Below are 23701 nucleotides of genomic sequence, written 5' to 3'. Positions count from 1 at the left end.
GCCGTGCGGGCCCGCCTCAGGCCGTCAGAGTGCCGTGGCAGTGCTTGTACTTTTTGCCCGAGCCGCAGGGGCAGGGCTCGTTGCGCCCGACGCGGCCCCAGGTCGTGGCGTCGTTCGGGTCACGCTCGATGACCGCCGTGTCCGGGGAGAGCGCCTGCGCGGCATAGCCGTAGGCCGGGCCGCCGCCGCCATCGCTGCCCGTGCCGCGCCCGGCATAATCCATCTCGTTCTCGCCGGTGACGGGATCGAGATGCTGGGCGAACATAGAGGGCAGTTCCGGGCTGGCGAAGGGGTTCGCCCCCTGCGGCTCCTGCTCCTGATAGGTGATCTCTATGCGGGCGAGCTGCTGGGTCACCTGCTCGCGCAGGCTGCCGACGAGACCGTTGAAGAGCTCGAACGCCTCGGACTTGTACTCGTTGAGCGGGTCGCGCTGGGCGAAGCCGCGCCAGCCGATCACCTGACGCAGGTGGTCGAGGGTCACGAGATGCTCGCGCCAGAGATGGTCGAGGGTCTGAAGCAGAACCTGCTTCTCGACATAGGTCATGACCTCGGGCGTGTTCTTCTCGGTGCGGGCGGCATAGGCCTCGTCGGAGGCGGTGCGCAGGCGGTCGCGCATCTCCTCGTCGGCGATGCCCTCTTCCTTGGCCCAATCCTCAACCGGCACGTCGAGGTTCAGCACCTCGGCGACGCGCAGGCGCAGGCCTTCGATGTCCCACTGCTCGGCATAGGCATTCTCGGGCACGTGGATGGCGACGAGATCGTCCACGACGCCGTGGCGCATCTCGTCCACGGTGTCGCGCACGCTGTCCTGGCCCATGAAGTCGCGGCGCTGCTCGAACACGACCTTGCGCTGGTCGTTCATGACGTTGTCGTACTTGAGCACGTTCTTGCGCATGTCGAAGTTGCGCGCCTCGACCTTCTGCTGCGCCTTCTCGATCGCCTTGTTGATCCAAGGGTGGATGATCGCCTCCCCCTTCTCCAGGCCGAGGCGGGTGAGCATCCCGTCCATGCGGTCGGAGCCGAAGATGCGCATCAGATCGTCCTGGAGCGACAGGTAGAATTTCGAGCGGCCGGGATCGCCCTGGCGGCCGGAGCGGCCGCGCAGCTGGTTGTCGATGCGGCGCGATTCGTGGCGTTCGGTGCCGATGATGTAGAGGCCGCCGGGAAGGGCCTTCTTGCGGCCGGCCGCGAGGTCGGCGGGCTCGCCCGAGGCCAGAACCTTGGCGCGGTTCTCTTCGATCTCGGCCTTGATCGCCGCGGCTTTCGCGTCGCGCTCGGCGCCTTCGGGCACGCCCGCGAGTTCCTTCTCGAGACGCATCTCCAAGTTGCCGCCGAGTTTGATGTCGGTGCCGCGCCCGGCCATGTTGGTGGCGATGGTAATGGCGCCCGGCACGCCGGCCTCGGCCACGATATACGCCTCCTGCTCGTGGAAGCGGGCGTTCAGCACGGCGAAGGTCTTGGTCACGCGGCCTTCGCGGGCGGCGGCGTAGACGTCGGTGAGCGCGTTCAGGTCGGAATAGTCGAGCTGGCGGAAGCCGGCCTTGGTCAGCATCTCGGCGAGGTGCTGCGATTTCTCGATGGAGCCGGTGCCGACCAGGATCGGCTGATGGCGCGCATGCGCCTTCTCGATCTCGGCGATGATGCCGTCGTATTTCTCGCCCACCGTCCGGTAGACCTCGTCGTCCTCGTCGACGCGCTCGACCTCCTTGTTGGTCGGGATGTCGACGACTTCGAGCTTGTAGATCTCGGCGAATTCATCGGCCTCGGTGGAGGCGGTGCCGGTCATGCCGGCGAGCTTGGAATAGAGCCGGAAGTAGTTCTGGAAGGTGATCGAGGCGAGCGTTTGGTTCTCGGGCTGGATCGTCACCCGCTCCTTGGCTTCGAGCGCCTGATGCAGGCCTTCCGAGTAGCGTCGGCCCTGCATCATGCGGCCGGTGAACTCGTCGATGATCACCACTTCGTCGTTCTTGACGATGTAGTCCTTGTCCAGGGTGAACAGGGTGTGGGCGCGAAGCGCCTGGTTCACGTGGTGGACGAGGCTGACATTGTGGGCGTCGTAGAGGTCACCCTCCTTCAGCAGGTCGGCGCCGCGAAGCAGATCCTCGATGAACTCGTTGCCGCTCTCGGTGAGCGAGACCGAGCGCTGCTTCTCGTCGAGGTCGTAATGCTCCTTCTCAAGATGGGGCATCAGCGCGTCGACGGAGACGTAGAGCTCCGAGCGGTCGTCCACCGGGCCGGAGATGATGAGCGGCGTGCGTGCCTCGTCGATCAGGATCGAATCGACCTCGTCGACGATCGCGAAATTGTGCCCGCGCTGCGACAGCTGCGAAAGCTCGTACTTCATGTTGTCGCGCAGGTAGTCGAAGCCGAACTCGTTGTTGGTGCCGTAGGTGATGTCGCAGGCATACGCGTCCCGGCGCTGCTCGTCATCGAGCCCGTGGACGATGGTGCCGACGGTGAGGCCGAGGAAGCGATAGACCCGGCCCATCCACTCCGCATCGCGAGAGGCGAGGTAGTCGTTCACCGTGACCACGTGCACGCCGAGGCCCGACAGGGCGTTCAGGTAGACCGGCAGCGTCGCCACCAGGGTCTTGCCTTCGCCGGTGCGCATCTCGGCGATGCCGCTCTCGTGAAGGACCATGCCGCCGATGAGCTGCACGTCGAAATGGCGCTGGCCGAGGGCGCGCTTGGCCCCTTCGCGCACGGTGGCGAAGGCGGGAACGAGGATATCGTCGAGGGTCTTCCCGGCCGCGAGCTCGGCCTTCAACATGTCCGTCCGGGCACGCAGGGCCTCGTCCGACAGGGCGGAGATCTCCGGCTCAAGGGCATTGATCTCGGCGACGCGGGGGCGATAGCCCTTGACGCGGCGATCGTTGGACGAGCCGAATATCTTCTTAGCGAGGGCGCCGAGCATCGTGAACCTGCGGTCGATCGAAATATCAGAAGGCGTGAGTTGGCCGGGCTTATAGAGGTAAATATTGTACGGCGCATCCGAAAGGGCGGACTGCCTTCAACTCCGAAAGCCGGTGAGCGCGCGGCCGACATGCTCGTCACCGGACGGCAGTCGATCTGCTAAAGCGCCAAAGCGGCTCTTTGGTTCTCGATGATGCGGACCAGAGCCAGGGCCGTGAGCTCCGAGGATTTCGGATTGGCCGGCAGGGCCTGATTCTCGATGCTCATGTCGAGGGTCCCGAAAGCGCCCGTCGCCTGAAGGCGATGTCCATTGCCGGTGGCGCGGGGATCCGCCACCAGGGCGATCCGCGTCCTGTCGAGGCCGATGCCGGCGAGCGCCGTGATCACCGCGACATTGGCGTTGGCCGGGAACAGCCGGGCTGCCTCCCGCGCCGTCCCTTCGAAGAAGGTCGTGGCCTCCGTCAGGCCATCGAGATCGATCCACTCTTCCGCCGGGGTGCCAATCCAGGCCACGGGCGGCTTGACGATGCGATGCGTCACCGAGTCCAACGGCAGGATCGAGGCCGCAGCGAGGGCGTCGACGGCGGCGAGTGCGCCGGTGGGTACGAGGATCTGGCTTCCATGCGCCTCCGCGGCGGCGACGAGCCTGTCGAGAAGACCGGCCTCGCAGAAGGCGCTGGTCGACGAGACGGCGAAGCTCTCGGCGTGACGGAGCGCCACGAGGCCCCAGGGTTCCACCGCCGCCCGTCCGGCCGCTTCGATCACCATGTCGGGCTCGACCCCGGCCAGGGCAGCCGGTTCGGGTAGCCAGCGGATCCAGGCGGGAAGGTCGGCCTCATCGGGCCTCACTCGCGTCCCGACGCCGGCCAGGACGACGTCGCTGCCCCGAGCGTCGAGAAGGTGCGTCACCCGGCGCGCGATGGCTCCCCAGCCCACCAGGGCGATACGAAGCGGCCGACGGCGATCCGGCCGCGCCGCCGAAAGATTAGAGAGTAGAGACAAGGGCCGGTATCCCACGACTGGCGAAGGCTGACGCGGCTCAACGCCCTGCTGCGCGATCTCAAGAAATCTTCGGCTGCGGGCCTGTCAAGCTTCCTGCCGGCCGCTGGACATACAGGCGTCAGTTGATCTCGCAGAAACCCATGCCCGTGCCGACGACGCGCTTGTCGGCGCACCATGTCGCGGCCGTGCGGATCTCCCTCGCCGCCGGCGCAGGGACCGGGAGGACCGGGCGCAAGGTCACGGCCCGTCCCGCTACGGTATCGTTCTCTGGCGCATGTCCAATGGAGCGGACGGGCCGCGACGCGCCGATTCCGGCACCCAGGGCAGCCGATCGGGCGGGAGTGATGGAGGGAGCCGGACGGGAGACCGAAACGGAGCGTCCGCCCTTGAAGCGGGCCTGCGCCGTCGTGATCGAGGCGGACAGGATGAGGCAAGCGGCGGTGATGATGACGCTGGTCCGCATGACACTCTCCCAGGAAGCCCGGAGAGGATGGCGCATGCGGGCTTAAGACCGCTTTATCGTGATCGGACGGATTCGCCCGAAACCCCACATGCGCTTGTCTTCCGCCCTTGCCCGCGCCACCTCTCGCCCACAGATGCCCGCGGCGTCCCGCCGCTCGCTGTTGCCACGTCTCCAACTTGGCCGGACAGAGCCTCATGGACGTGGCATCCACCTGTTCGAGGAATCCCCATTGATGACGACGCCTCTCCTTCTCCGGCGCTCGGGCGCCCTGGCGCTGGCGGTTGCGCTGCCCTTCGCCTCCGTGGCCTTGCCGCTGCAGGCCTTGGCGCAGACGCCGCCTGCCCCGGCTGCTGCTTCCGCCCCGGCCGCCCCGGCGCTGCCGCCCGAGACGGTGGTGGCCAAGGTGAACGGCTCGCCGGTCACCGCGGGCGACCTCGCCATAGCCGCCGAGGACCCGGCGCTGTCGCTGCCCGGCGTCGACGAGGCCCAGAAGAAGAACCTGCTCATCGATTACATGGTCGACCTCAAGGTCGGCGCGCAGGCCGCCGAGGCGGCCAAGGTCGGCGACTCGCCCGAGTTCCAGCGCAAGCTCGCTTATTTCAAGAGCAAGCTCCTCCTCGACGAATATCTGGAGCGTGAGGCCAAGAAGGCGGTGACGCCGGAGGCCGCCAAGGCGCTCTACGACCAGACCCTCACCACGATGAAGCCCGAGGAAGAGGCGCATGCCCGTCACATCCTCGTCGACAATGAAGAAGAGGCGAAGAAGATCTCGGCCCGGATCAAGGGTGGCGAGGACTTCTCCAAGATCGCAGCGGAAGTCTCGAAGGATCCGGGCTCGAAGACCGAGGGCGGCGATCTCGGCTGGTTCACCAAGGAGCGCATGGTCGCCCCCTTCGCGGAGGCCGCCTTCAAGCTCCCGGTCGGTCAGGTCTCCGACCCGATCAAGACGCAGTTCGGCTGGCACGTGATCAAGGTCGAGGAGCGGCGCACCAAGCCGGTGCCGACCTTCGCCGAGATGAAGGAACAGGTGGACCAGTACCTCACCCGCAAGTCGCAGCAGGACCTCATCCTGAAGCTGCGCGAGAGCGCCAAGATCGAGCGCACCGATGCGGCCACGCCCGCCGCGGCGCCCAAGGCCCCCTGAAGTTCGGCTCCCTGACGTTCGGCTTCCTGAATCCGGACGGTCTGCGAAAACGAAGAAGGCCTGCCCCGGCACCGGGGCAGGCCTTCTTCTCGTCGATGCAGCGAGGAGGCGTCAGGCGATGTACTGGGCGCCGTTGATCGTCAGGGTCGAGCCGGTGATGAAGCCCGAATCTTCCGCCGCGAGATATTCCACCGCGCGGGCGATCTCCTCGGCCTCGCCGAGGCGGCCCACGGGGATGGTCGAGATGATCTTGTTGCGGATATCTTCCGGCACCGCCATCACCATGTCGGTGGCGATATAGCCCGGCGCGATCACGTTGACGGTGATGCCCTTCGAGGCGCTTTCCTGGGCCAGCGCCTTGGCGAAGCCGATCACGCCGGCCTTGGCGGCCGAGTAGTTGGTCTGGCCGGCCTGGCCCTTCTGGCCGTTGATCGACGAGATCAGGATGATGCGGCCGAAATTGCGGGCGCGCATGCCCTCGATGACGGGGCGGGTGCAGGTGAACATCGAGTCGAGGTTGGTCTTGATGACCGCCTGCCACTTCTCGAAGGTCATCTTGTGGAACGCGCCGTCGCGGGTGATTCCGGCATTGTTCACGAGGATGTCGATGGGGCCGACTTCGGCTTCGACGGCCTTGATGCCGGCTTCGCAGGCGGCGGCGTCGCCGACGTCGAACTTGAAGACCGGGATGCCGGTCTCGGCCTTGAAGGCGTTGGCGGCCTCGTCGTTGCCGCCGTAATTCGCGGCGACCTTGTAGCCCTTGGCCTTGAGGCCCGCCGAGATGGCGGCACCAATGCCGCGCGTTCCGCCGGTGACGAGGGCGATGCGTTCCTGAGCCATGGCTTCCTCCAATTTTCTTGACGTCTGATGGATCGTGACGTGCAATTTCTTGCACATGAGCGGGACGGCCGGGGCTTAGCGCACCCGTGTCCTTCCGCCCATTCCATTTAAATTTGCTGCGCCCTCAAGAATTCTCCTGGACGATGTCCAAGGTTTTTGTCGGGGGCGCAGCCGTTATACTGTATTCAATCGTGCCGGAACGCTTCAGGTGCGCTCGATGCACATGGCGACGCCCATTCCGCCGCCGATGCAGAGGGTGGCGAGACCCTTCTTGGCGTCGCGACGCTTGAGCTCGTGCAGCAGCGTGACGAGGACGCGGGCGCCGGACGCGCCGATCGGGTGGCCGATGGCGATGGCGCCGCCATTGACGTTCACCTTGTCGGTGTCCCAACCCATGTCCTTGTTCACGGCCAGCGCCTGGGCGGCAAAGGCCTCGTTGGCCTCGATGAGATCGAGGTCGGAGGGCTTCCAGCCGGCCTTGTCCAGCGCCTTGCGCGAGGCCGGGATCGGGCCGGTGCCCATCACCTTCGGGTCGACGCCGGCGGTGGCCCAGGACACGATCCGGGCCAGCGGCGTGATGCCCCGGCGCTCGGCTTCCGAGGCCGACATGAGCACGATGGCGGCAGCGCCGTCGTTGAGGCCGGACGCGTTGGCGGCCGTCACGGTGCCGTCCTTCGAGAAGGCGGGCTTGAGCTTGGCCATCGCCTCCACGGTGGCGCCGTCACGGATGTACTCGTCGGTGTCGACGATGGTGTCGCCCTTGCGCCCGGGGACGGTGACGGGGACGATCTCGTCCTTGAAGCGGCCTTCCTTGCGGGCGGCCTCGGCCTTGTTCTGCGACTTCGTCGCGAACTCGTCCTGCTGCTCGCGGGTGAGCTGGAAGGCCTGGGCCACGTTCTCGGCGGTGGTGCCCATGTGGTAGCCGTTGAAGGCGTCCCAGAGGCCGTCCTTGATCATGGTGTCGACGAGCTTCACGTCGCCCATCTTCTGGCCGCCGCGCAGGTATTGCGCGTGAGGGGAGAGCGACATCGATTCCTGACCGCCGGCCACGATGACCGTCGCGTCGCCATTGGCGATCTGCTGCATGCCGAGGGCGACGGTGCGCAGGCCCGAGCCGCAGACCTGGTTGACGCCCCAGGCGGTGGCCTTCTCGGGGATGCCGGCCTTGATGGCGGCCTGGCGGGCCGGGTTCTGGCCGGCGCCGGCGGTGAGGACCTGGCCGAAGATCACTTCGTCCACGTCGTCGGGGGAGACGCCGGCGCGATCCAGGGCGGCCTTGATCGCAATGGCGCCGAGCTCATGGGCCGGGACGGTGTTGAAGGCACCTCCGAACGAACCCACGGCGGTGCGCGCCGCTCCGACGATGACGATGTCTTCCGCTGCCATTGACGTTCTCCTCTGGGTAGCCCGCGCGACGTTGAAGCCCTCCGATGGGCATGCGCACTTAAGGCCAACTGAAGCGATGAAAGCGCTGGGCAAGGTGAAGTCAAGCGCGTGCGGAAGCTCGGCGAGGGAGTCGGCGAGTGACCTGCCGGTCTTTGTTACCGAAGGCGTCGCGCGGCTTGTGGCACTATTCTGCGGGGATCAGGGCCAAATTGCTGTTTTCGTCGGCGGGCGAAAGCCTTAAGGTCCGCTTACGCGCAGTGATAAATGATACCCGGACGGCGCATCGGGCCTCGAAGGGATTGGGCGCTGGAATGAATGTGTCGGGAAAGGCCACGAGGATGGCGGAGAACGGTAAGTCGCAGCAAACCGTTATCAAGAAATACGCGAACCGGCGTCTGTACCATACCGGAACCTCGACCTACGTCACCCTCGAAGACCTCTCGACGATGGTGCAGAACGGGGAGGATTTCCTCGTCTATGATGCCCGTTCCGGCGACGACATCACCCGCTCCGTCCTGACCCAGATCATCTTCGAGCAGGAGAACAAGGCGGGCGAGGACAACCTGCTGCCGGTGGCCTTCCTTCGCCAGCTCATCCGCTTCTATGGCGACAGCATGCGGACCATGGTGCCGAGCTTCCTCGAATTCTCCATGGCGAATTTCGCCCGCGACCAGGACGGCCTGCGCGAGAAGATGAACCAGAGCTTCGCCCCCTCGGTGTTCCAGAGCGCCATGGAGGAGCAGGTGCGGGCCAATATGAGCTTCTTCGGCGATGCCATGAAGATGTTCACCACCTTCGGCACGGGGCCGCTCTCCGGCATGAAGACCTCCGCATCGGCGCCGACGCCGACCCAGCCATCGAGCGCGGCTCCCGCGCCCGACAGCGACCTCGACGAGTTGAAGCGGCAGATGGCGGAGATGCGGAACCGTCTGGAAGATCTCGCCAAGAAGTAGCTCGGCGGCGCAAATAACCAATCGCCGATTTCGTTCTGAAGGAATGCTGACGAAACGTTAACGTCGGCCCGCACGTTGCGCTTTTCTGCCCATCACAGGCGGAAAGGCGATAAGTGTCACAGAACGGCACGGGAAAACGCCCCAAAACGGGACAGTCGGTCCCCGAGGGGGATCGAGAGACGGCGCGGACGCTCGTGGTCGTCGATGGCGGCGAGGCAGTCTCACGCAGGTCGAGCGCTACCTATGGCAGGCCGAACGCCGAGTTTCTGACCCAGCTTCTCATCAGCGGCGACCCGGCCATGCGTGCCTCCCGCACGGAGCGTATGCGCTCCGCCACGGCGCGCTACGCCGAGACGACGCGGATCGGCACGGGCCGGCGTCGCGCCTGACGTATCGGGGCAGGCAACGCAAAAAACCGCCCGAAGGCGGTTTTCGCAAGACAGAGTTTCATGACGTCGTTTCGTCCCGGTCCTTATCGGACCGATGACGGAGCGAAGAATCAGGCCTCGGCCGACTTCACCTTGAGGACCTGGCGACCGCGGTACATGCCGGTCTTCAGATCGATGTGGTGGGGACGACGCAGCTCGCCCGAATCCTTGTCGGCGACATAGGTCGGAGCCTTGAGGGCGTCGGCGGACCGGCGCATGCCGCGCCGCGAGGGGGAGGTCTTTCGCTTCGGAACGGCCATGGGGTAGTCCTGCTACGGCAAAAAGGGTGCACGGGCGCCGCCCCGCGAGGGAAGAGGCAACCTCGGCACCGTGTTCAAACGGAGATTCGATGGCGGGTGTATAGCGATACATCGGCCGTCTGGCTAGAGCCGCCCGAGGTCGGACGTGCGGAAAAAGGAACCGCCGATCCTGCGGGGAGGCTGCCGGTCCGGACTCGCCGGAAGGTTCACCGGTCTGTGAAGTCCCGTTAAGCGCCGGTTCAACCGTCGCACTTCACTTTGCAGATACGGTGACGCCTCGTCGAAGACTGCGCCGCCACATCCCGGGAGATTGCCGTGACTTCATCTCGCATGACCACATCTCTGCTCCGCACTCTGGCCGTGCTCGGCTGCCTCGCGGCGGCTCCCGCCCTTGCCCAGGCGCCGAGCCCGTCAACGTCCACCCCTCCCACCGTCGCACCGAAGGCGCCGACAGCTCCGGCCGCCCCGGCCAAGCCCACGACGGACAAGCCCGTCGCTCCCGTCACGCCATCGGCCAAGGTCGATCTCATCGACCTGAACAGCGCCTCGGTGGCGGAACTTGAAGCCCTGCCCGGTATCGGTGCGGCGCGCTCCGCAGCGATCGTCAAGGGCCGGCCCTATCACGGCAAGGACCAGCTCGTGTCGAAGAAGATCCTCACACAGGGCGTCTATGACGGGATTAAAGACAAGGTCATCGCCAAGCAGAAGTAGCCGCCCGGCTCGATGACCCGGCGTTCGTCCGGCGCCGGGTTGTTCGCGGGCAGGCGCGGTGTTACGCGGCCGGGGTAGCGATTGCCCCGCCAGAAGACACAGAACCGATGCCTCCTCAGCCCATCATCCGCGTCCATCGCGGCGATCTCCCGGCCGATTACGTGCCGGGCGCGGCCATCGCCATCGATACCGAGACGTTGGGTCTCAATCCGCATCGTGATCGGCTCTGCGTCGTCCAGATCTCGCGCGGCGACGGCAGTGCCGATGTCGTGCAGATCGTACCTGGCTCGAGCCCGCCCGAAATACTCAAGCGCGTGCTGGCCGATCCGGCTGTGACGAAGATCTTCCATTTCGCCCGGTTCGACCTCGCCGTGCTGTTCAGGGCCTTCGGCGTGATGCCGGCCCCCGTCTACTGCACCAAGGTCGCCTCCAAGCTCGCCCGCACCTATACCGACCGGCACGGCCTCAAGGACGTGGTCCGCGAACTCGTGGGCGTCGACCTGTCGAAGCAGCAGCAATCCTCGGATTGGGGCGCCGAGTCCCTGAGCCAGGCGCAGGTGGAGTATGCGGCCTCCGATGTGCTGCATCTGCATGCAGCGCGCGCCCGCCTCGATGCGATGCTCGCCCGCGAAGGGCGCACGGATCTCGCGCGGAACTGTTTCGACTTCCTGCCGACCCGCTCCCTCCTCGATCTCAAAGGCTGGGCCGAGACCGACATCTTCGCCCACACCTGATCGGGCACGCGCATGCCGCAGGAGGGTGTGCAGGGGACGGTGCGGCGGCGCACATCGACCGTGCCCCTGCGACCCCGTGCGGTTGATGATTCCTCAATGCTCCGCCCATAAGGTTGTTGCACGGCCACAACTTCGCCATCGGCCGCGCGCATCCGGCGCTCGACATGGTTGACGCTGGCAGGCACGGCTCAGCACATGATTGACGGGATGTGGCATGTTGCAGGGTGCAACGTGCCGGTGTCTCATCGGATCGGTCAGGCGAAGCGGCTCGGATCATCACCATGCACGGGGTCGACGCCATCCACGCGACGGGGACGACGGGATCGGGAGCCGATGCGCGCCGCAACCGCGCTCATAAGCGGGCTCGCAACCACAGTACGCAGGTTCGCTACCTGCGCCGCCTCATTCCTCTCTCTGCCGGTGCGGCGATTCTCGCCCTCGTCGTGGGGACGCTGTTCAACCCCTTCGGCACCGTCCTGCCGGCCGTCACCATGGGGCCGGTCACCCTGTCGGGCACCAAGGTCAAGATGGAGAACCCGCGTCTGTCCGGTTTCCGGAAGGACGATCGGGGCTACGAGGTCATCGCCACGGCCGCCTTCCAGGACGTGCGCAAGCCGACTTTGATCGAACTGCAGGCGATGAAGGGCCATCTCGTCACCGACGATTCCGGCGGGCTCGCCCATATGGAAGCCGCCTCGGGCCTGTTCGATTCGGCACGCGAGACCCTGGTTCTCGAACGCGACATCAAGCTCTGGACCGACAAGGGCGAGGATATCCGTCTCCTCACCGCCGCCATCGATTTCAAGGCCGGGACGGTGAAGTCCGACCAGGCCGTCGCTGTGACGCTTCCCACCGGGACGGTGGCCTCCGACGGCCTCGACATGGTCGATAACGGCCGCGTCATCTCCTTCATCGGCAACGTCCACGCGGTGTTCCACGGATCGGACAAGGCCGAGGGCGCCGGCTCCGAGAGCAAGCCAGACGTGAAATCGCCGCGCATCCTCACCTCCGCCGCCGAACCGCAGGATGGGGAGGCACGCCGGTGAACCGTTCCACGCTGGTCTCCACCCTCGCCCTCTGCGGCCTCCTCGCGGCGGGGAATGTAGTGGCGCAGATTCCGTCCGGCACGTCTCCGGCGCCTGCTGCGAAGGCGAACAAGCCGACCGCTCCCGGGAGCACCTTCGGCGCGAGCGGCGGCAAGGACCCCGTGAAGATCGACGCGGACCGGCTCGACGTGTTCGACCGGGAGAACAAGGCGATCTTCGCCGGCAATGTCGTGGCCGTGCAGGGCGACAGCACCATTCGCTGCTCGACGATGACGGTGCATTACAAGCGCGGCAAGGATGCCAAGCCCGGGGCACCCGCGCCCGCCACCGACGGCGCCAAATCCCCAGCCGGCATGGCCGAAAACGGCATCCAGAAGGTGGAATGTGCCGGCCCCGTCACCGTGGTGCAGAACGATCAGGTCGCCACCGGAGACAATGCCGTATTCGACCAAGAGGCCAAGCGCATCGTGCTCACCGGCAATGTCGTGCTGAGCCAGTGCCAGAACGTTACCCGCGGCAGTCGCCTCGTCTACGACATGAATACCGGCCGGGCGAACATGGATCCGGTGGCCGGCGGCCGCGTATCCGCGATGTTCGTGCCACAGAAGGAGGAAGCCGCCAAGGGCGGGGCCAAGGGCTGCGCCCAGCCGGCGAGCGCTGCGGGCAAGCCAGCACCCAAGCCTTCCGAAGCCAGCGCGGACAAGCCTGCCGCGAAACCGAGAGCGCAGGCCAATTGACCTCCGCTCTGCCGCTGGCCTCGGTGCCAGACCCGATCAGCCCGCGAATCGCCGGGTCCGTCTCAGACGGAGCCGGGCGTGCGCCGTCGCTCCTGTCGCGCCTCTTCGGCCGCGGTAAGGGACGGCCGGCGGCCGGGGAGACGGGCCTGTCCGGGAATGGCGGCGGTCCGGGCATCCTCCACGTCGAGGGCCTCCGCAAAAGCTATGGCGCGCGTACCGTGGTCCACGAGGCTGGGCTGACCGTGCGCAACGGAGAGGCCGTGGGCCTGCTCGGCCCCAATGGCGCGGGCAAGACCACGATCTTCTACATGATCACCGGACTGGTCTCGGCCGATCGCGGCTCGATCAGTCTCGACGGCCTGCCGATCACCCACCTGCCGATGTATCAGCGGGCCCGTCTCGGTATCGGCTACCTGCCGCAGGAAGCGTCGATCTTTCGCGGCCTGTCGGTGGAGGACAATATCCGCGCGGTGCTCGAAGTGGTGGAGCCGAACCGCAAGGAGCGCGAGCGCAAGCTCGATTCGCTGCTCGAGGAATTCGACATCGCGCGCCTGCGCAAATCACCCTCGATCGCGCTTTCGGGCGGGGAGCGCCGCCGTTGCGAGATCGCCCGCGCGCTGGCGACCTCTCCGAGCTTCATGCTCCTCGACGAGCCCTTCGCCGGCATCGACCCCATCGCGGTGGGCGACATCCAGGATCTGGTGAAGCACCTGAAGCAGCGCGGGATCGGCGTTCTCATCACCGACCATAACGTGCGCGAGACGCTGGGCCTCATCGACCGCGCCTATATCGCCCATTCCGGCCGCATCCTCACCGAGGGTACGCCGGCCGAGATAGTTGCCAATGAGGATGCACGGCGTCTCTATCTCGGCGAGGATTTCCGCCTTTAGGTCCTCGCTGGCTAGTAGGGTCCAAGGACCGCGAAGCTTCGCGCAACTCGCACGACCTGATTCATTCCAGATGTGACATGCGGTGAGACGAGGCGACCGCGATGCTGCGTTGCCGCCTCGCGGATGGCCCGAGGCAACGGATGCCTCCCGGCCTCAGCCGGTACCCTTCCGCCCACTGCCTATTTTGTCGCCAAACTTCATGCCTTCTCTGGAGTGCATGCGTTTTGTGCATGTTGTTTCAGCGAGCCGGCAATGTCGCTCGCGAGGCGATGGCTTTTTGACGTGGAATATCAGAGCGTTGGATTTGGCCGGGCCGGACAGAGGATGCTCTGAGACATCCGCTTCGATGTTGCGCTGCGGCAAGTCCAAGGGAATCACGCACTTCGCGCTTTGACGGCAGGGCGAGATGGCGATAGACATATGCGAAGAGAAAAAGAAGCAATATTCATGCCGAGTGGCGTAGGGGTTCTGTGCCTGCCCTCGGCTGGGCTCACCTGAAGGCGTCGGGGCAACACCATGAGTTTGCTGCAGCGACTGGAAATGCGTCAGGGTCAAGCCCTGGTGATGACGCCACAGCTTCTCCAGGCGATCAAGCTTCTTCAGCTCTCCCAGATCGACCTCGCCACCTATGTCGACGCCGAACTCGAGCGAAACCCGCTGTTGGAGCGCGTCGAAGGCGATGCGGACGGTGAGCGCGTAGGCACGGAGCCGGCCGTGGACGCCTCGGGCGACGGCGAGGGGGATTTCGATTCGTCCGAGCCGGACAACTGGATGGCGACCGAGCTCACCGCCAGCGGTGCCGAGATGGAGAGCGTCCTCGACACCCGCCTCGACAACGTCTTTTCCGACGAGAATCCCAGCCATGCCCGCGAGGCCGCGTCCGGCGACATGCTGTCTCTGACACCTGCGCCCTACGGCAATACCGGCGGCAGCTTCGATGGAGAGGCGCCGGATTTCGAGGCGACCCTGACCTCGGAAGTCTCTCTCCGCGAGCATCTCAGCGCGCAGCTCGATCTCGCCACGCGCGACCCGGGCGACCGGCTGATCGCCGGCTTCCTCATCGATGCGGTGGACGATGCCGGCTACATGCGCGAATCCATCGACGAGGTGGCCGAGCGCCTCGGTGCCAGCCTCGATTCGGTGGCGCGGATGCTGAAGCTGATCCAGACCTTCGATCCGCCGGGAATCGCCGCCCGCGATCTCGCCGAATGCCTGAGCCTGCAGCTGCGCGAACGGGACCGGTTCGATCCGGCGATGCAGGCGCTGGTCTCCCGCCTCGACCTCGTGGCCAAGCGCGATTTTCCGAGCCTGCGCCGTCTCTGCGGCGTCGACGACGAGGACCTCGTGGACATGCTGGCCGAGCTGCGCCGTCTCGATCCCAAGCCCGGCCGGGCCTTCGGCTCGCGCGCCGTGGAGGTTCTTATCCCCGACGTGTTCGTGCGGGCTGCCTCCGACGGGTCCTGGCTCGTGGAACTCAACGCCGAGGCGCTGCCCCGCGTGCTGGTGAACCAGAGCTACTATGCCCGCGTCTCGCGCGGCGCGTCGGCCGAGGGCGACAAGGCGTTCCTGTCCGAATGCCTGCAGACCGCCAACTGGCTCACCCGAAGCCTGGAGCAGCGGGCGCGGACCATCCTCAAGGTCGCCTCCGAGATCGTGCGCCAGCAGGATGCGTTCTTCGTCAACGGAGTGGCCCATCTGCGGCCCCTCAACCTCAAGACGGTCGCAGAGGCCATCGGCATGCATGAATCCACCGTCTCGCGGGTCACCTCCAACAAGTCGATCGGCACCAGCCGCGGCACGCTGGAGATGAAGTACTTCTTCACCGCCGCCATTCCGGGGGCCGCGGGTACGGCCTCGCATTCCTCCGAAGCCGTGCGCCACCGGATCAAGCAGCTCGTGGACGGCGAGGCGGCCGGCGACGTGCTCTCGGACGACGCCCTGGTGCAGAAGCTCCGCGACGAGGGCATCGACATCGCCCGGCGCACGGTGGCGAAATACCGGGAATCGTTGCGTATCCCGTCCTCGATCGAGCGTCGCCGCGAGCATTTCGCCTACGCCCGCTGAGGCGCGGTCCGCGAAGCGCGGAGCTGATCCCGCAACCGCGTGCGGCGCACCCCGCGGAGCCGGCTTTCCATTCCGTTGACTTCTCTCCCCGACGCTCCTTTACTCACCTGCCGAACGTCGAAAAACCGGAGGATACATGGGGTCATTGCGTGTCACAGGCCATGGCCTGGACCTTGGCGAAGCCCTTCGTGGGCGCGTCGAAGAGCGAATGGCCGGGACCTTGTCGAAGTATCTCGACAGCCACATGAACGGCACCTGCTCCGGCCATGTGACGCTTCGACGGGACGGCACGGCCTACCGCACGGATTGCGTGCTCCACCTCGTTTCCGGCCTCACCCTCGAAGCCTCGGGCGCCTCGCATGACCCGCATTCGAGTTTCGAGCAGACCGCCGACAAGCTCGAGAAGCGCCTGAAGCGCTACAAGCACCGCCTCAAGGATCATGGCGCTGCCCTGCACGAGGGAGCGACGGTCCAGGCGGCCTATGCGGTGTTCCAATCGCCGAGCGAGCTGGACGGGGACGACCTCGAGGACGAGGCGGATCAGGAAGACGAGGCGCATCCTCCCGTGGTGGCCGAGAGCACCAAGACGCTGAAGCGTCATTCGGTGAGCGAGGCAGTGACGGCCCTCGACCTCACCGGTGCCCCGGTGATCGTGTTCGTTCATGCTGGCACCGGACGGATCAACGTCGTATACCGCCGCAGTGACGGAGCGATCGGATGGGTGGACCCACCCGACGCGGCGTCCTGATCGATCGGCCCGGAGCGGAGATTCTTCTTCGGAGAAAGCCGATCCGTGACGAGAGGCCGAATGGCCGTCCGGGATGCGTGATCCCGGCTGGCTATCCGGCCTAAGGGCCGTTAGTCGACCATCGGCCGTTTCCGGGTGCGTGGGAACCACGCATCCGTAGCGCTATTTCAAATGAGCGGCGTCCATTTGGCCGTCGCCGATGGGGCGACTGTCCTTATCATGCCAGTTCTGGAATTCCTCAGTCCAGATTCCGTGGTGACCTCTCTGCGCGCTCGCGCGAAGAAGCAGATCCTCCAGGAATTGAGCGCCCATGCGGTGCGCCAGCTTCCCGCGCTCGACGAGCGCGAGGTGTTCGAAACCCTGCTTCAGCGTGAGCGACTGGGGTCTACCGGCATCGGCGACGGTGTCGCGATTCCCCACGGCAAGCTTCCGGGGCTCGACCGCCTGTTCGGCCTCGTCGCCCGCCTGGAGCGTCCGGTGGATTTCGAGTCGCTGGATGGCCAACCGATCGATATTGCCTTCCTCCTGCTCGCTCCGGAAGGGGCAGGGGCCGAGCACCTTAAGGCGCTCGCCCAAGTGGCGCGGCTGCTGCGGGAGCCGGGCATGCTGGAGCGGATCCGCGCGGCGCGGGATTCCAGCGCACTCTATTCTCTGCTGACCCAGACGACGAAATCCGAAGCGGCATGAAACGCGTGAATTTGGATAAGTGCCGGTCTTCGGCGGCTGCCGCCGTCGCGTGTGCCATCCTGTGGGGCGCGCCCGCCCATGCCGATGTCGCGTGCGCGCGCGACGTCCTCGTCGCCAATTCGATGCAGCGCCAAGCCATCGACCAGCTCGAACAGGCCGATGGTGACGATGCCAACCGGTGCCGCGTCTGGCGCCGGCACGTGGAGACCATGCGCCGGGTCTCGAGCGTCTACGGCCGCTGCCTCTCCGGAGCGGAGCGGGCCGCCAAGCTCAACGAAGTGCAGACCTCGGAGAAGGATTTCTCGGGGCTCATCCGGACTCGCTGCCGCGGTCTTTGAAGACACGACCACGCACAGGCGGTTGATGCCCGCCGATTGACTCAGGGGCGAGGCATCGGCTGTCCTCGTCCACACCGCCATGCTTTTCGCCCGCCTCTCCGACGACCTGTTCAAGCCGCTCGCCTCGCCGAGCCGGGCTTTCAACGCGGCCCTGCTGCTGCATCTGCATGCGCGCGTCTTCGCAGAGACTACCGAACCTCTGCGCAAGAGCGAGTTGCTCGCCTCCATCGGCGATTTTTCCGCAGACTGGTCCCAGGGCGAGATCGCCGACGACGATGCCACGCCGGCCGATCCGATCGAGCGCCGCTCCGCGGTCTATCGGCGTCTCCTAGAGGCCGGCTGGCTCGTGGAGCGGCGCGAGCGCTACGTGCCGGTGGTCGATTTCGACCCCGATGCCCGCCACGTCATCGAGGAACTGGCGCGTATCGATCGGGGCGAGACCCGCTCCTATGGCGGCGCCGTGCTCGAAGTGCTGGGCAGTCTTGAGAGTGCCGTGGCCAACCCGGCCGAGCGTTCGGAGGCCCTGGTCAACGCCGCCAAGGCGTCCCGCGCCTTCCTCGGACACCTGCGCAGCCTCGCGGGCTCCATGCGCAAGATCGAGGAGCGCATCCTGCGCGAGGAGGACCAGGGTACGGCGTTCCGGCTCTATTTCGAGGAGTTCGTCGCGCGCCACCTCGTCAGTGACTACCGTACCCTTCACACACGACTGAACCCGTTCCGCTTCCGCTCCGGCATCGTCCGGGAGGCCGGACGGGCGTTGCGCGACCCCCTCACCATCCGGGCCCTCGCCGAAGCGGGACTGCGTGAGGGGCGGGCCGCCGACCTTCCCCTCGCCGAGCGGGCGGTGCGGCGCGACCTCGCGGAGATCCTGTCGATCTTCGAGGGGCTCGACCGGCATCTCGACAGCGTCGCCGACATCGTCGCCCGGCTGGAGCGCCGGATCGCCGCGTCCCTGCGCTACACGGATCACCGCGATTCCGACCGGATCGAGCGCACGGCGGCGGCGCTACGGGCGGTGAGGGCTGCCGAATGGTCGGATTTGGCGCCCCTTGCCCAGGTCTCGCTGCTGCGTCCGCCGATCGGGGAGCCGCATTTCTATACGCCTCGGATGAGGCGGACAGCGATCCTGTCCGAGCCCCTGCCGGAGATCCATCTCGACCCGGCGATCGAGGCCTTCATCCTCGCCAAGGACGCCTTCCGCCAGCGGGTGATGGTGACGCCCGAGCGCGTCATCGCTTTCGTCGAGCGCAAGCTCGGGACGAACCCCGCCATCCGCGGATCCGAGATCGTCGTGGCGGATGTGGACGAGTTCGTGGTGTTCCAGCGTCTGCGCGAGATCGACGTGCTGTTCGACGGACTCCTCAACGATCGCTACCGCCTCACCCGTGTCGCGGGCCGTGTCTCCAACGGCTGGCTCGATTGTCCGGATTTCATGGTGGAGCGGTCGTCCCCGCCCCCAACACGCGGGCCAGCGAGCGCGGGCGAACGGCGACCACGGAGATAAGACCCCGCGCGTCGTCCCGTACGGTGGGGAGGACCGAATGTTTGCGTGCATTGCACAATTGTCGTGACAGACGAGATGTCATCACAAACGTGTCAATGCCCTTGGCAGACTTGAAGAGTCGGATCATCCTCTTGGTATACCCGCATCAAAGCGGGACTGATAAGGAGGTTAACCCATGAGTACCGGCAAGTGCTTGATCAAATCCGCCTGGATCGCCGTCGAGGTGGGGAAAGAGCGAACCGAGAGGGTTCTCGTCGTCGAGACCTACATCGCCGTCAGCCCGCTGGAGCGGAATTTCGACGGTGACCGTTATTCCAAGGTGGTGGAGGAGGTGCAGCGCGTGCTCTTCCAGAACCCCTCTATCGACCGTGCCTCGATCCTGAGCATGCATCGCGACACGGAATGCCTGTCGTTGTTCAAGGCCTCCCCGGCGAAAGCCGCGTGAGGAAGCGGGTTTTGTGTCGCGAGGGCGATCCGAGTAACGAGGCGGGGTGACGGGGCGCCGTGTCCCGCTCGACCGGACCGTCTGAATGATCGACGCCTTCCGCGCCATCGTCGATGGCGACGAGCCACCGCCTCCGGGTGCCCGTGCACCGTCCGAAGAGGATCTCATCCGCGCGCTTCAAGTCGTGCTGAAGAGCCAGTGCCTCTATGCCGATACGCCCGGTATCGGCCGGTCCTACGAGATCGCCCGGTATTACGCGCCGTTCTTCAAAAGCTATTTTGCCTGTCTCGGCTACTCGTTCGAGGTCTCGCCCCGCGACCAGATGGTGTTCCTGCGCGTGCCCGCCGACGGCGTACGCCATGACGGGCAGGCCGAGCGCCTGCGCAAGGACGAGACCCTCGTGCTGCTGGCCCTGCGCCTCGCCTATGAGGAAGGGCTTCGGGAACACCGCGTCACCACCGACGGTGTCGTGGAATGTACCACCGATGACATCGCCGAATCGATCCGCACCGCCGCCCGCAGCGAGGCGCCGGAAGAAGCGCGCCTCACGGAGATCCTGCGCCTTTTCGCCCGCAAGGGTGCCCTTCGCCTGGGCGAGCGCGACAAGGTCGAGAAGATCACGCCGCTGATGATCTTTCCCGGTGTCGCGGTGCTCTCACCCGATTCCTGGATGGAGCAGGTCCGCGCCTGGGCAGCGGCGCGAATGGACGATGACGGCTGAGCCCGATCAAGGGCGGCATCCACATCGGGGTTAAGATTTCACATGAAACATGCGTGGCACGGCTCGAAGCCCCGACATCGCCCCCTGTGAAAAAGAGGACGACGGGACCATCGACTTGCATCGTCGGGCCGCCCCGTCCATGCCGTGGCTCCGTCATTTCCATCGAGGACTTGCCCGCCCGGTGTATCGGCTCACCGACATCGCCCTCTCGAATTGGTACCTGATCCGCCGCGAACAGATCCGGATCCGGGGAGCGGCTGCCTTGGTGGGGCCGACGGGGGCCGGCAAGTCGACGATCTTCGACGCTGTCGGCACCGTGCTCGCCGGCAACAACGCGAGTCGCCTCGCCCTCAACGCGTCTGCCTCGGGGCGCAGCGCCCGCACGGTCCGCGATTACTGCCTCGGCTGGATCAGCGACCCCGCCGAAGGCGGCCGTCCAACCCGTGAGGCCTGCGAGACCCTCATCGTCCTCGTCTTCGAGAACGAGACCACCGGACGTGTCGTATCCGTCGGTCTCGCGCTCGCGGCCCGGGCCGAAGACAGTCGCGAGACCACGCTCTCGCGCTTCATCGCGGTCGGACACCGGTTCGAGATCGCCGATTACGTTCGCGAGACCGCCGAGGGCAGATACGTGGCGCCCTGGCCGGAGATCGCAAAGGATCTCCGCATCCGGGCGGACAGGTTCGAGGAGTTCCGCTCATCGGGCGAGCGTTTCACCGCCGACGTCCTGGCGCTGATGCGCGAGGGCGCGCCGAGCCCCGAGCCGCGCCACTTCCTGCGTACGTTCTCCAACGCCGTGGCGTTCAAGCCGATCTTCGATTCCTCCGCCTTCGTGCGCTCATTCGTCCTCGAACCCGAGCCCCTGGACGTCGCGCGCATCCGCCAGTCGGTGGAGAACTGGCGCCGTCTCCTGGAGACCATCGAGGAATTGGAGCGCCGGCTCTCCCATCTCGGCCGAATCCTCAAGCGCTACGAAACCTGGGCGGAAGCCAGCCTCTCGGCCACCCTCGACGAGTTACGAGCGGCCGGCGCCGACCTGCGCCGCCGCATCCTCGACTACAGCCAGGCCCGCTCTCGCCTCGGCGACGTGGCGGAACGCCTGCGCATCGCCCGCGAGAGCGTGAGCACCAGCCAGGGTTTCGTGCGCGAGATCGACGGCGAGATCGCGGGCAAGAAAGCGATGCTGGCCGGGAGCCAGGGGGAGGGGCGGCTCGCCGCCTCCAATGCCGGCCTCGCCATGCTGGCGCGCGACAAGCGCGACCTCGCCACTCGCGTCGCCGATCTGGTGGGGCTGGTGCAGGAGGCGGGCAAGCTCAACGTCGTCTTCTCCGAGATCCAGCGCATCGATCCGGAATCGGCGCGGATCGTGGCCGCCTGCTCGCGCTCCGGCCTGCGCCGCGATGCGCCCCCCGAGGAATCGCTTCGCTCGGACGGACCGCTCGGCCCCCTTCTCACGGCCCTCGCCTCTCTCTCCGACATCGCCACCCCCCTCGATACCGCTGCCGAGGACATGGCCCTGCGTGCCCGCGCCCAGGAGAAGGAGGCGCATGCCCTCTCGGCCGAAGTCGGCAGCGGGCGCGCGGGCGGCGCGCGCCTCTCCTCCGACACGGCCACTTTCCGCGACGAACTCGCCCGGCTCGGGATCGAGGCGACGCCGATCTGCGAACTCGCCGAAATCACCGATCCGAAATGGGGACCGGCTCTGGAGGGCCTGCTCGGAGGCGCCCGCGAAGCTCTCGTCGTCGAACCGGACCGGCTGAATGAGGCTTTCGCCCATCTCGAAGCCCGCAAGAGCCAGTTCTATCGCTGCCTGCTGGTGAAGACGACGGACACCGCGCGCCGCCGGGGCGGGCGCGACGACGAAGGGCCGATCTCGCTGATCGAGACTCGCGATCCCCATGCCCAGGCGTTTCTCGCGGCCCGGCTCGGCGGCTACGATCTCGCCCCCAACGACGCGGCCTTGGCCCATATGAGCCGCGCCGTGGCGCCGAGCGGCCGCTCGACCTCCGGCATGGCCTATTCCGTAGTGCGGCCGGTTCAACTGATGATGACCCGTGGCAGCCGCGGTCCCACGGCGGAGAGCCGGCAGAACCTGGAACACGCGGTCAATGAGGCACGGCGCCTGCGCGGCGCGGCCGGCGTGCTGCGCGAGGCCGCCCGCATTGCCGCCATGCTGCGGGTCCGACTCGCCGACGCCAATCTCGACATCGTCTTCCTGCGCCAGGAGGCTGACGCGATGGAGGGACGGCGACGCAGCCTCACCACCGAGCGTGAAGCCGTGGAGAAGGCCGATACCGGCGCGTTGGAGGCCGAGATCAAGAAGCTCGCCAAGGAGCGATCGGCCTATCTCACCGAACTCGTTCAGGTGCTGGAGCCGAAGCGCGACGCGCTGCTCGGCGAAGAAGCGGGCCTGAAGGCGAAGGTCGCCACCGCGCGGGAGGCGATCCGCGCCGCGCTTCAGGCAAGGCGCGGCGCCCATGCCCGCTGGATCGCGGGGGATTCCGTGCGCATCCGTCTCGTCCGGCCGGACGGGTTCGATCCGCTGGCGGTGGCCAAAGCGCGGGCCGACGCGGCGGGCCTCGAATCCAAGGAGTTGGCGGCTTTGGCCAATGCGGCGCGCGGCGCCGCCCGCGAGGCGATGGAGACGGCGCGCACGCAAGGCCGTGCCGCAGAGCGCGATCTCGCCGAATACTGCGTTCAGTGGCGCATCGAGAACCCCCTGGGTAACGGTGATGCTCCGGCCTCCTTCGGCTTTTCCTGGGTCGCCCGCGCCCATGACGAGGTGGCGGGCCACGAGTTGCGGCGCTACCGCGACCAGGCCGTGCGCGCGGAGAGCGAGATGCGCCGCCTCATGACCGAGGACCTGCTGACTCGCCTCGCCGACAAGTTCGAGCGGGTCCGCACCCGACTCGATGCCCTGAACGAACGTCTCTCGACCCAGACCTTCACCGGCCAGACCTACGCCTTCGAGGCCACCGTCGATCGTCGCTACGCCGCCGTGCATGCCCTCGCCACCGAGGTGGCGCGTTCGGCCGACGCAGCGCAGGCGATCCTGCCGGGGGAGGGCGAGGACGTACCCCCGGGGCCGCTCGCTGCCGCGATCGAGGAGATCACCGCCCTGATCGCCGGGGACGAGAGCGCGGCGCGGCTTGCCGATTACCGCAATTACTTCGTCTACGAGATCGGCATGCGCGACAAGACGGGCAACCGCACCACCATGTCGAACCGGGCCTTGCGTGGCTCGGGAGGCGAGGCGCAGGCGCCGTTCTACGTCGCCATCGCCGCGTCACTCGCCTCGGCCTATTATCCTGGAGACCGGCCCGGCGACGAGAATCCCGGCCTCGGACTCTGTCTTCTCGACGAGGCCTTCTCGAAACTCGACGTGCGCAACTCCCAGGCTTTGGTCGACCTCTACCAAGCCTGGGGATTGCAGCTTCTCATCGCGGCGCCCGAGGACAAGCGCACCACGCTCACCGAGGTGATGGACACCATCGTCACCGTCTACAAGAGCCCGGATCTGACTTCGGTCCGGATCGAGGCCGAGCATCCGCTCGAGGCGGCTAAGCGCGCGCTCGCCGCCATCAACCCGGAACGCCAGGGTATCGAGCGATTCCAGGTCTCCGACGCGGCGGAGTGAGGGGCGTGGCCGGAGGCACCTCCTCACCGTCGCTTTGGCTTCGCCTCTCG

At 66.5% G+C, this 23701-nt stretch carries 22 protein-coding genes; 16 read left to right on the top strand and 6 right to left on the bottom strand.

The genetic code is table 11. The features are described from left to right. Positions 1 to 16: 16 nt before the first annotated feature. The 3 genes from secA to RQI43_RS14555 form a co-directional block, all read right to left on the bottom strand. Entirely contained in the window at positions 17 to 2914 is a 2898-nt protein-coding gene (gene secA / locus RQI43_RS14565) for a preprotein translocase subunit SecA (RefSeq protein WP_056422778.1), read from the bottom strand. Positions 2915 to 3072: 158 nt separating this feature from the next. Next, positions 3073 to 3915 (bottom strand): aspartate dehydrogenase, encoded by an 843-nt coding sequence (locus RQI43_RS14560; protein WP_056422775.1) that lies wholly within the window; start codon positions 3913 to 3915, stop codon positions 3073 to 3075. Positions 3916 to 4033: 118 nt separating this feature from the next. Then, complete coding sequence (locus RQI43_RS14555) at positions 4034 to 4378, bottom strand: hypothetical protein (protein ID WP_311275606.1); 345 nt, start codon at positions 4376 to 4378, stop codon at positions 4034 to 4036. 232 nt (positions 4379 to 4610) lie between these two features. Here RQI43_RS14555 and RQI43_RS14550 point away from each other — a divergent pair, with 232 nt between their 5' ends. Further along, positions 4611 to 5522 (top strand): peptidylprolyl isomerase, encoded by a 912-nt coding sequence (locus RQI43_RS14550; protein ID WP_311275605.1) that lies wholly within the window; start codon positions 4611 to 4613, stop codon positions 5520 to 5522. 111 nt (positions 5523 to 5633) lie between these two features. Here RQI43_RS14550 and phbB read toward each other — a convergent pair whose 3' ends face one another. Together phbB and RQI43_RS14540 are read right to left on the bottom strand one after the other, a co-directional pair. Then, the gene (gene phbB / locus RQI43_RS14545) at positions 5634 to 6362 is read right to left on the bottom strand and encodes an acetoacetyl-CoA reductase (RefSeq protein ID WP_056422767.1); all 729 of its coding nucleotides are present in this window, start codon (positions 6360 to 6362) and stop codon (positions 5634 to 5636) included. Positions 6363 to 6566: 204 nt separating this feature from the next. Further along, a complete protein-coding gene (locus RQI43_RS14540; protein WP_056422764.1) occupies positions 6567 to 7748 on the bottom strand; it encodes an acetyl-CoA C-acetyltransferase in 1182 nt (393 codons plus the stop codon). Positions 7749 to 8086: 338 nt separating this feature from the next. Between RQI43_RS14540 and phaR the strand changes: the two genes are divergently transcribed. Beyond that, entirely contained in the window at positions 8087 to 8701 is a 615-nt protein-coding gene (gene phaR, locus RQI43_RS14535) for a polyhydroxyalkanoate synthesis repressor PhaR (protein WP_056423315.1), read from the top strand. Positions 8702 to 8814: 113 nt separating this feature from the next. Then, positions 8815 to 9090, top strand: coding sequence for a hypothetical protein (locus tag RQI43_RS14530; protein WP_056422760.1), 276 nt, complete (start codon positions 8815 to 8817; stop codon positions 9088 to 9090). 110 nt (positions 9091 to 9200) lie between these two features. Here the strand turns inward: RQI43_RS14530 and rpmF are convergent, their stop codons facing one another. Then, positions 9201 to 9389, bottom strand: coding sequence for a 50S ribosomal protein L32 (gene rpmF, locus RQI43_RS14525; protein ID WP_018046018.1), 189 nt, complete (start codon positions 9387 to 9389; stop codon positions 9201 to 9203). 330 nt (positions 9390 to 9719) lie between these two features. Between rpmF and RQI43_RS14520 the strand changes: the two genes are divergently transcribed. From RQI43_RS14520 to RQI43_RS14460, 13 genes are all read left to right on the top strand, one after another. Further along, the gene (locus RQI43_RS14520) at positions 9720 to 10100 is read left to right on the top strand and encodes a helix-hairpin-helix domain-containing protein (protein ID WP_311275604.1); all 381 of its coding nucleotides are present in this window, start codon (positions 9720 to 9722) and stop codon (positions 10098 to 10100) included. A 107-nt stretch (positions 10101 to 10207) separates the two neighbouring features. Continuing rightward, positions 10208 to 10834, top strand: a complete 627-nt coding sequence (locus tag RQI43_RS14515) for a ribonuclease D (RefSeq protein ID WP_311275603.1) — start codon at positions 10208 to 10210, stop codon at positions 10832 to 10834. Positions 10835 to 11115: 281 nt separating this feature from the next. Then, the gene (gene lptC, locus RQI43_RS14510; protein WP_056422751.1) at positions 11116 to 11880 is read left to right on the top strand and encodes an LPS export ABC transporter periplasmic protein LptC; all 765 of its coding nucleotides are present in this window, start codon (positions 11116 to 11118) and stop codon (positions 11878 to 11880) included. Continuing rightward, positions 11877 to 12617: an LptA/OstA family protein gene (locus tag RQI43_RS14505; RefSeq protein WP_311275602.1), complete on the top strand. Its 741-nt coding sequence runs from the start codon at positions 11877 to 11879 to the stop codon at positions 12615 to 12617. The genes lptC and RQI43_RS14505 overlap by 4 nt, the downstream gene beginning before the upstream one ends. Positions 12618 to 12652: 35 nt before the next feature. Next, positions 12653 to 13507: an LPS export ABC transporter ATP-binding protein gene (lptB, locus tag RQI43_RS14500; RefSeq protein WP_156467647.1), complete on the top strand. Its 855-nt coding sequence runs from the start codon at positions 12653 to 12655 to the stop codon at positions 13505 to 13507. 516 nt (positions 13508 to 14023) lie between these two features. Continuing rightward, positions 14024 to 15571, top strand: a complete 1548-nt coding sequence (gene rpoN, locus RQI43_RS14495) for an RNA polymerase factor sigma-54 (protein WP_207411089.1) — start codon at positions 14024 to 14026, stop codon at positions 15569 to 15571. A gap of 136 nt (positions 15572 to 15707) precedes the next feature. Further along, positions 15708 to 16319, top strand: coding sequence for a ribosome hibernation-promoting factor, HPF/YfiA family (gene hpf, locus RQI43_RS14490; protein ID WP_056422745.1), 612 nt, complete (start codon positions 15708 to 15710; stop codon positions 16317 to 16319). A 219-nt stretch (positions 16320 to 16538) separates the two neighbouring features. Further along, positions 16539 to 17006 (top strand): PTS IIA-like nitrogen regulatory protein PtsN, encoded by a 468-nt coding sequence (gene ptsN / locus RQI43_RS14485; RefSeq protein ID WP_056423307.1) that lies wholly within the window; start codon positions 16539 to 16541, stop codon positions 17004 to 17006. Further along, positions 17003 to 17344 (top strand): hypothetical protein, encoded by a 342-nt coding sequence (locus tag RQI43_RS14480; protein ID WP_056422741.1) that lies wholly within the window; start codon positions 17003 to 17005, stop codon positions 17342 to 17344. Before ptsN ends, RQI43_RS14480 begins: the two co-directional genes overlap by 4 nt. Before the next feature lie 79 nt (positions 17345 to 17423). Continuing rightward, on the top strand, positions 17424 to 18848 hold the full coding sequence (locus RQI43_RS14475) for a Wadjet anti-phage system protein JetA family protein (protein ID WP_311275601.1): 1425 nt from the start codon (positions 17424 to 17426) through the stop codon (positions 18846 to 18848). A gap of 175 nt (positions 18849 to 19023) precedes the next feature. Then, positions 19024 to 19293, top strand: coding sequence for a hypothetical protein (locus tag RQI43_RS14470; protein ID WP_311275600.1), 270 nt, complete (start codon positions 19024 to 19026; stop codon positions 19291 to 19293). A gap of 85 nt (positions 19294 to 19378) precedes the next feature. Beyond that, complete coding sequence (locus RQI43_RS14465; RefSeq protein ID WP_311275599.1) at positions 19379 to 20014, top strand: DUF4194 domain-containing protein; 636 nt, start codon at positions 19379 to 19381, stop codon at positions 20012 to 20014. 181 nt (positions 20015 to 20195) lie between these two features. After that, positions 20196 to 23651 carry an SbcC/MukB-like Walker B domain-containing protein gene (locus RQI43_RS14460; protein ID WP_056422729.1) on the top strand — a complete coding sequence of 1152 codons (3456 nt, stop codon included), beginning with the start codon at positions 20196 to 20198 and terminating at the stop codon, positions 23649 to 23651. The last annotated feature ends 50 nt before the right edge of the window (positions 23652 to 23701 follow it).

Origin of the sequence: Methylobacterium sp. WCS2018Hpa-22 (assembly GCF_031843785.1) — a bacterium.
Classification (GTDB): Bacteria; Pseudomonadota; Alphaproteobacteria; order Rhizobiales; family Beijerinckiaceae; genus Methylobacterium.
This window is presented reverse-complemented; position numbering and strand designations above follow the sequence as displayed.

Bases quoted from the DNA above. Each gene is read 5' to 3' on its own strand.
- RQI43_RS14550 (WP_311275605.1), top strand. From the start codon at position 4,611: ATGACGACGCCTCTCCTTCTCCGGCGCTCGGGCGCCCTGGCGCTGGCG.
- RQI43_RS14540 (WP_056422764.1), bottom strand. From the start codon at position 7,748: ATGGCAGCGGAAGACATCGTCATCGTCGGAGCGGCGCGCACCGCCGTG.
- lptC (WP_056422751.1), top strand. From the start codon at position 11,116: ATGCACGGGGTCGACGCCATCCACGCGACGGGGACGACGGGATCGGGA.
- ptsN (WP_056423307.1), top strand. From the start codon at position 16,539: ATGCCAGTTCTGGAATTCCTCAGTCCAGATTCCGTGGTGACCTCTCTG.
- rpoN (WP_207411089.1), top strand. From the start codon at position 14,024: ATGAGTTTGCTGCAGCGACTGGAAATGCGTCAGGGTCAAGCCCTGGTG.
- RQI43_RS14480 (WP_056422741.1), top strand. From the start codon at position 17,003: ATGAAACGCGTGAATTTGGATAAGTGCCGGTCTTCGGCGGCTGCCGCC.
- RQI43_RS14555 (WP_311275606.1), bottom strand. From the start codon at position 4,378: ATGCGGACCAGCGTCATCATCACCGCCGCTTGCCTCATCCTGTCCGCC.
- rpmF (WP_018046018.1), bottom strand. From the start codon at position 9,389: ATGGCCGTTCCGAAGCGAAAGACCTCCCCCTCGCGGCGCGGCATGCGC.
- hpf (WP_056422745.1), top strand. From the start codon at position 15,708: ATGGGGTCATTGCGTGTCACAGGCCATGGCCTGGACCTTGGCGAAGCC.
- RQI43_RS14475 (WP_311275601.1), top strand. From the start codon at position 17,424: ATGCTTTTCGCCCGCCTCTCCGACGACCTGTTCAAGCCGCTCGCCTCG.
- phbB (WP_056422767.1), bottom strand. From the start codon at position 6,362: ATGGCTCAGGAACGCATCGCCCTCGTCACCGGCGGAACGCGCGGCATT.
- RQI43_RS14515 (WP_311275603.1), top strand. From the start codon at position 10,208: ATGCCTCCTCAGCCCATCATCCGCGTCCATCGCGGCGATCTCCCGGCC.
- RQI43_RS14520 (WP_311275604.1), top strand. From the start codon at position 9,720: ATGACCACATCTCTGCTCCGCACTCTGGCCGTGCTCGGCTGCCTCGCG.
- secA (WP_056422778.1), bottom strand. From the start codon at position 2,914: ATGCTCGGCGCCCTCGCTAAGAAGATATTCGGCTCGTCCAACGATCGC.
- phaR (WP_056423315.1), top strand. From the start codon at position 8,087: ATGGCGGAGAACGGTAAGTCGCAGCAAACCGTTATCAAGAAATACGCG.
- RQI43_RS14465 (WP_311275599.1), top strand. From the start codon at position 19,379: ATGATCGACGCCTTCCGCGCCATCGTCGATGGCGACGAGCCACCGCCT.
- RQI43_RS14470 (WP_311275600.1), top strand. From the start codon at position 19,024: ATGAGTACCGGCAAGTGCTTGATCAAATCCGCCTGGATCGCCGTCGAG.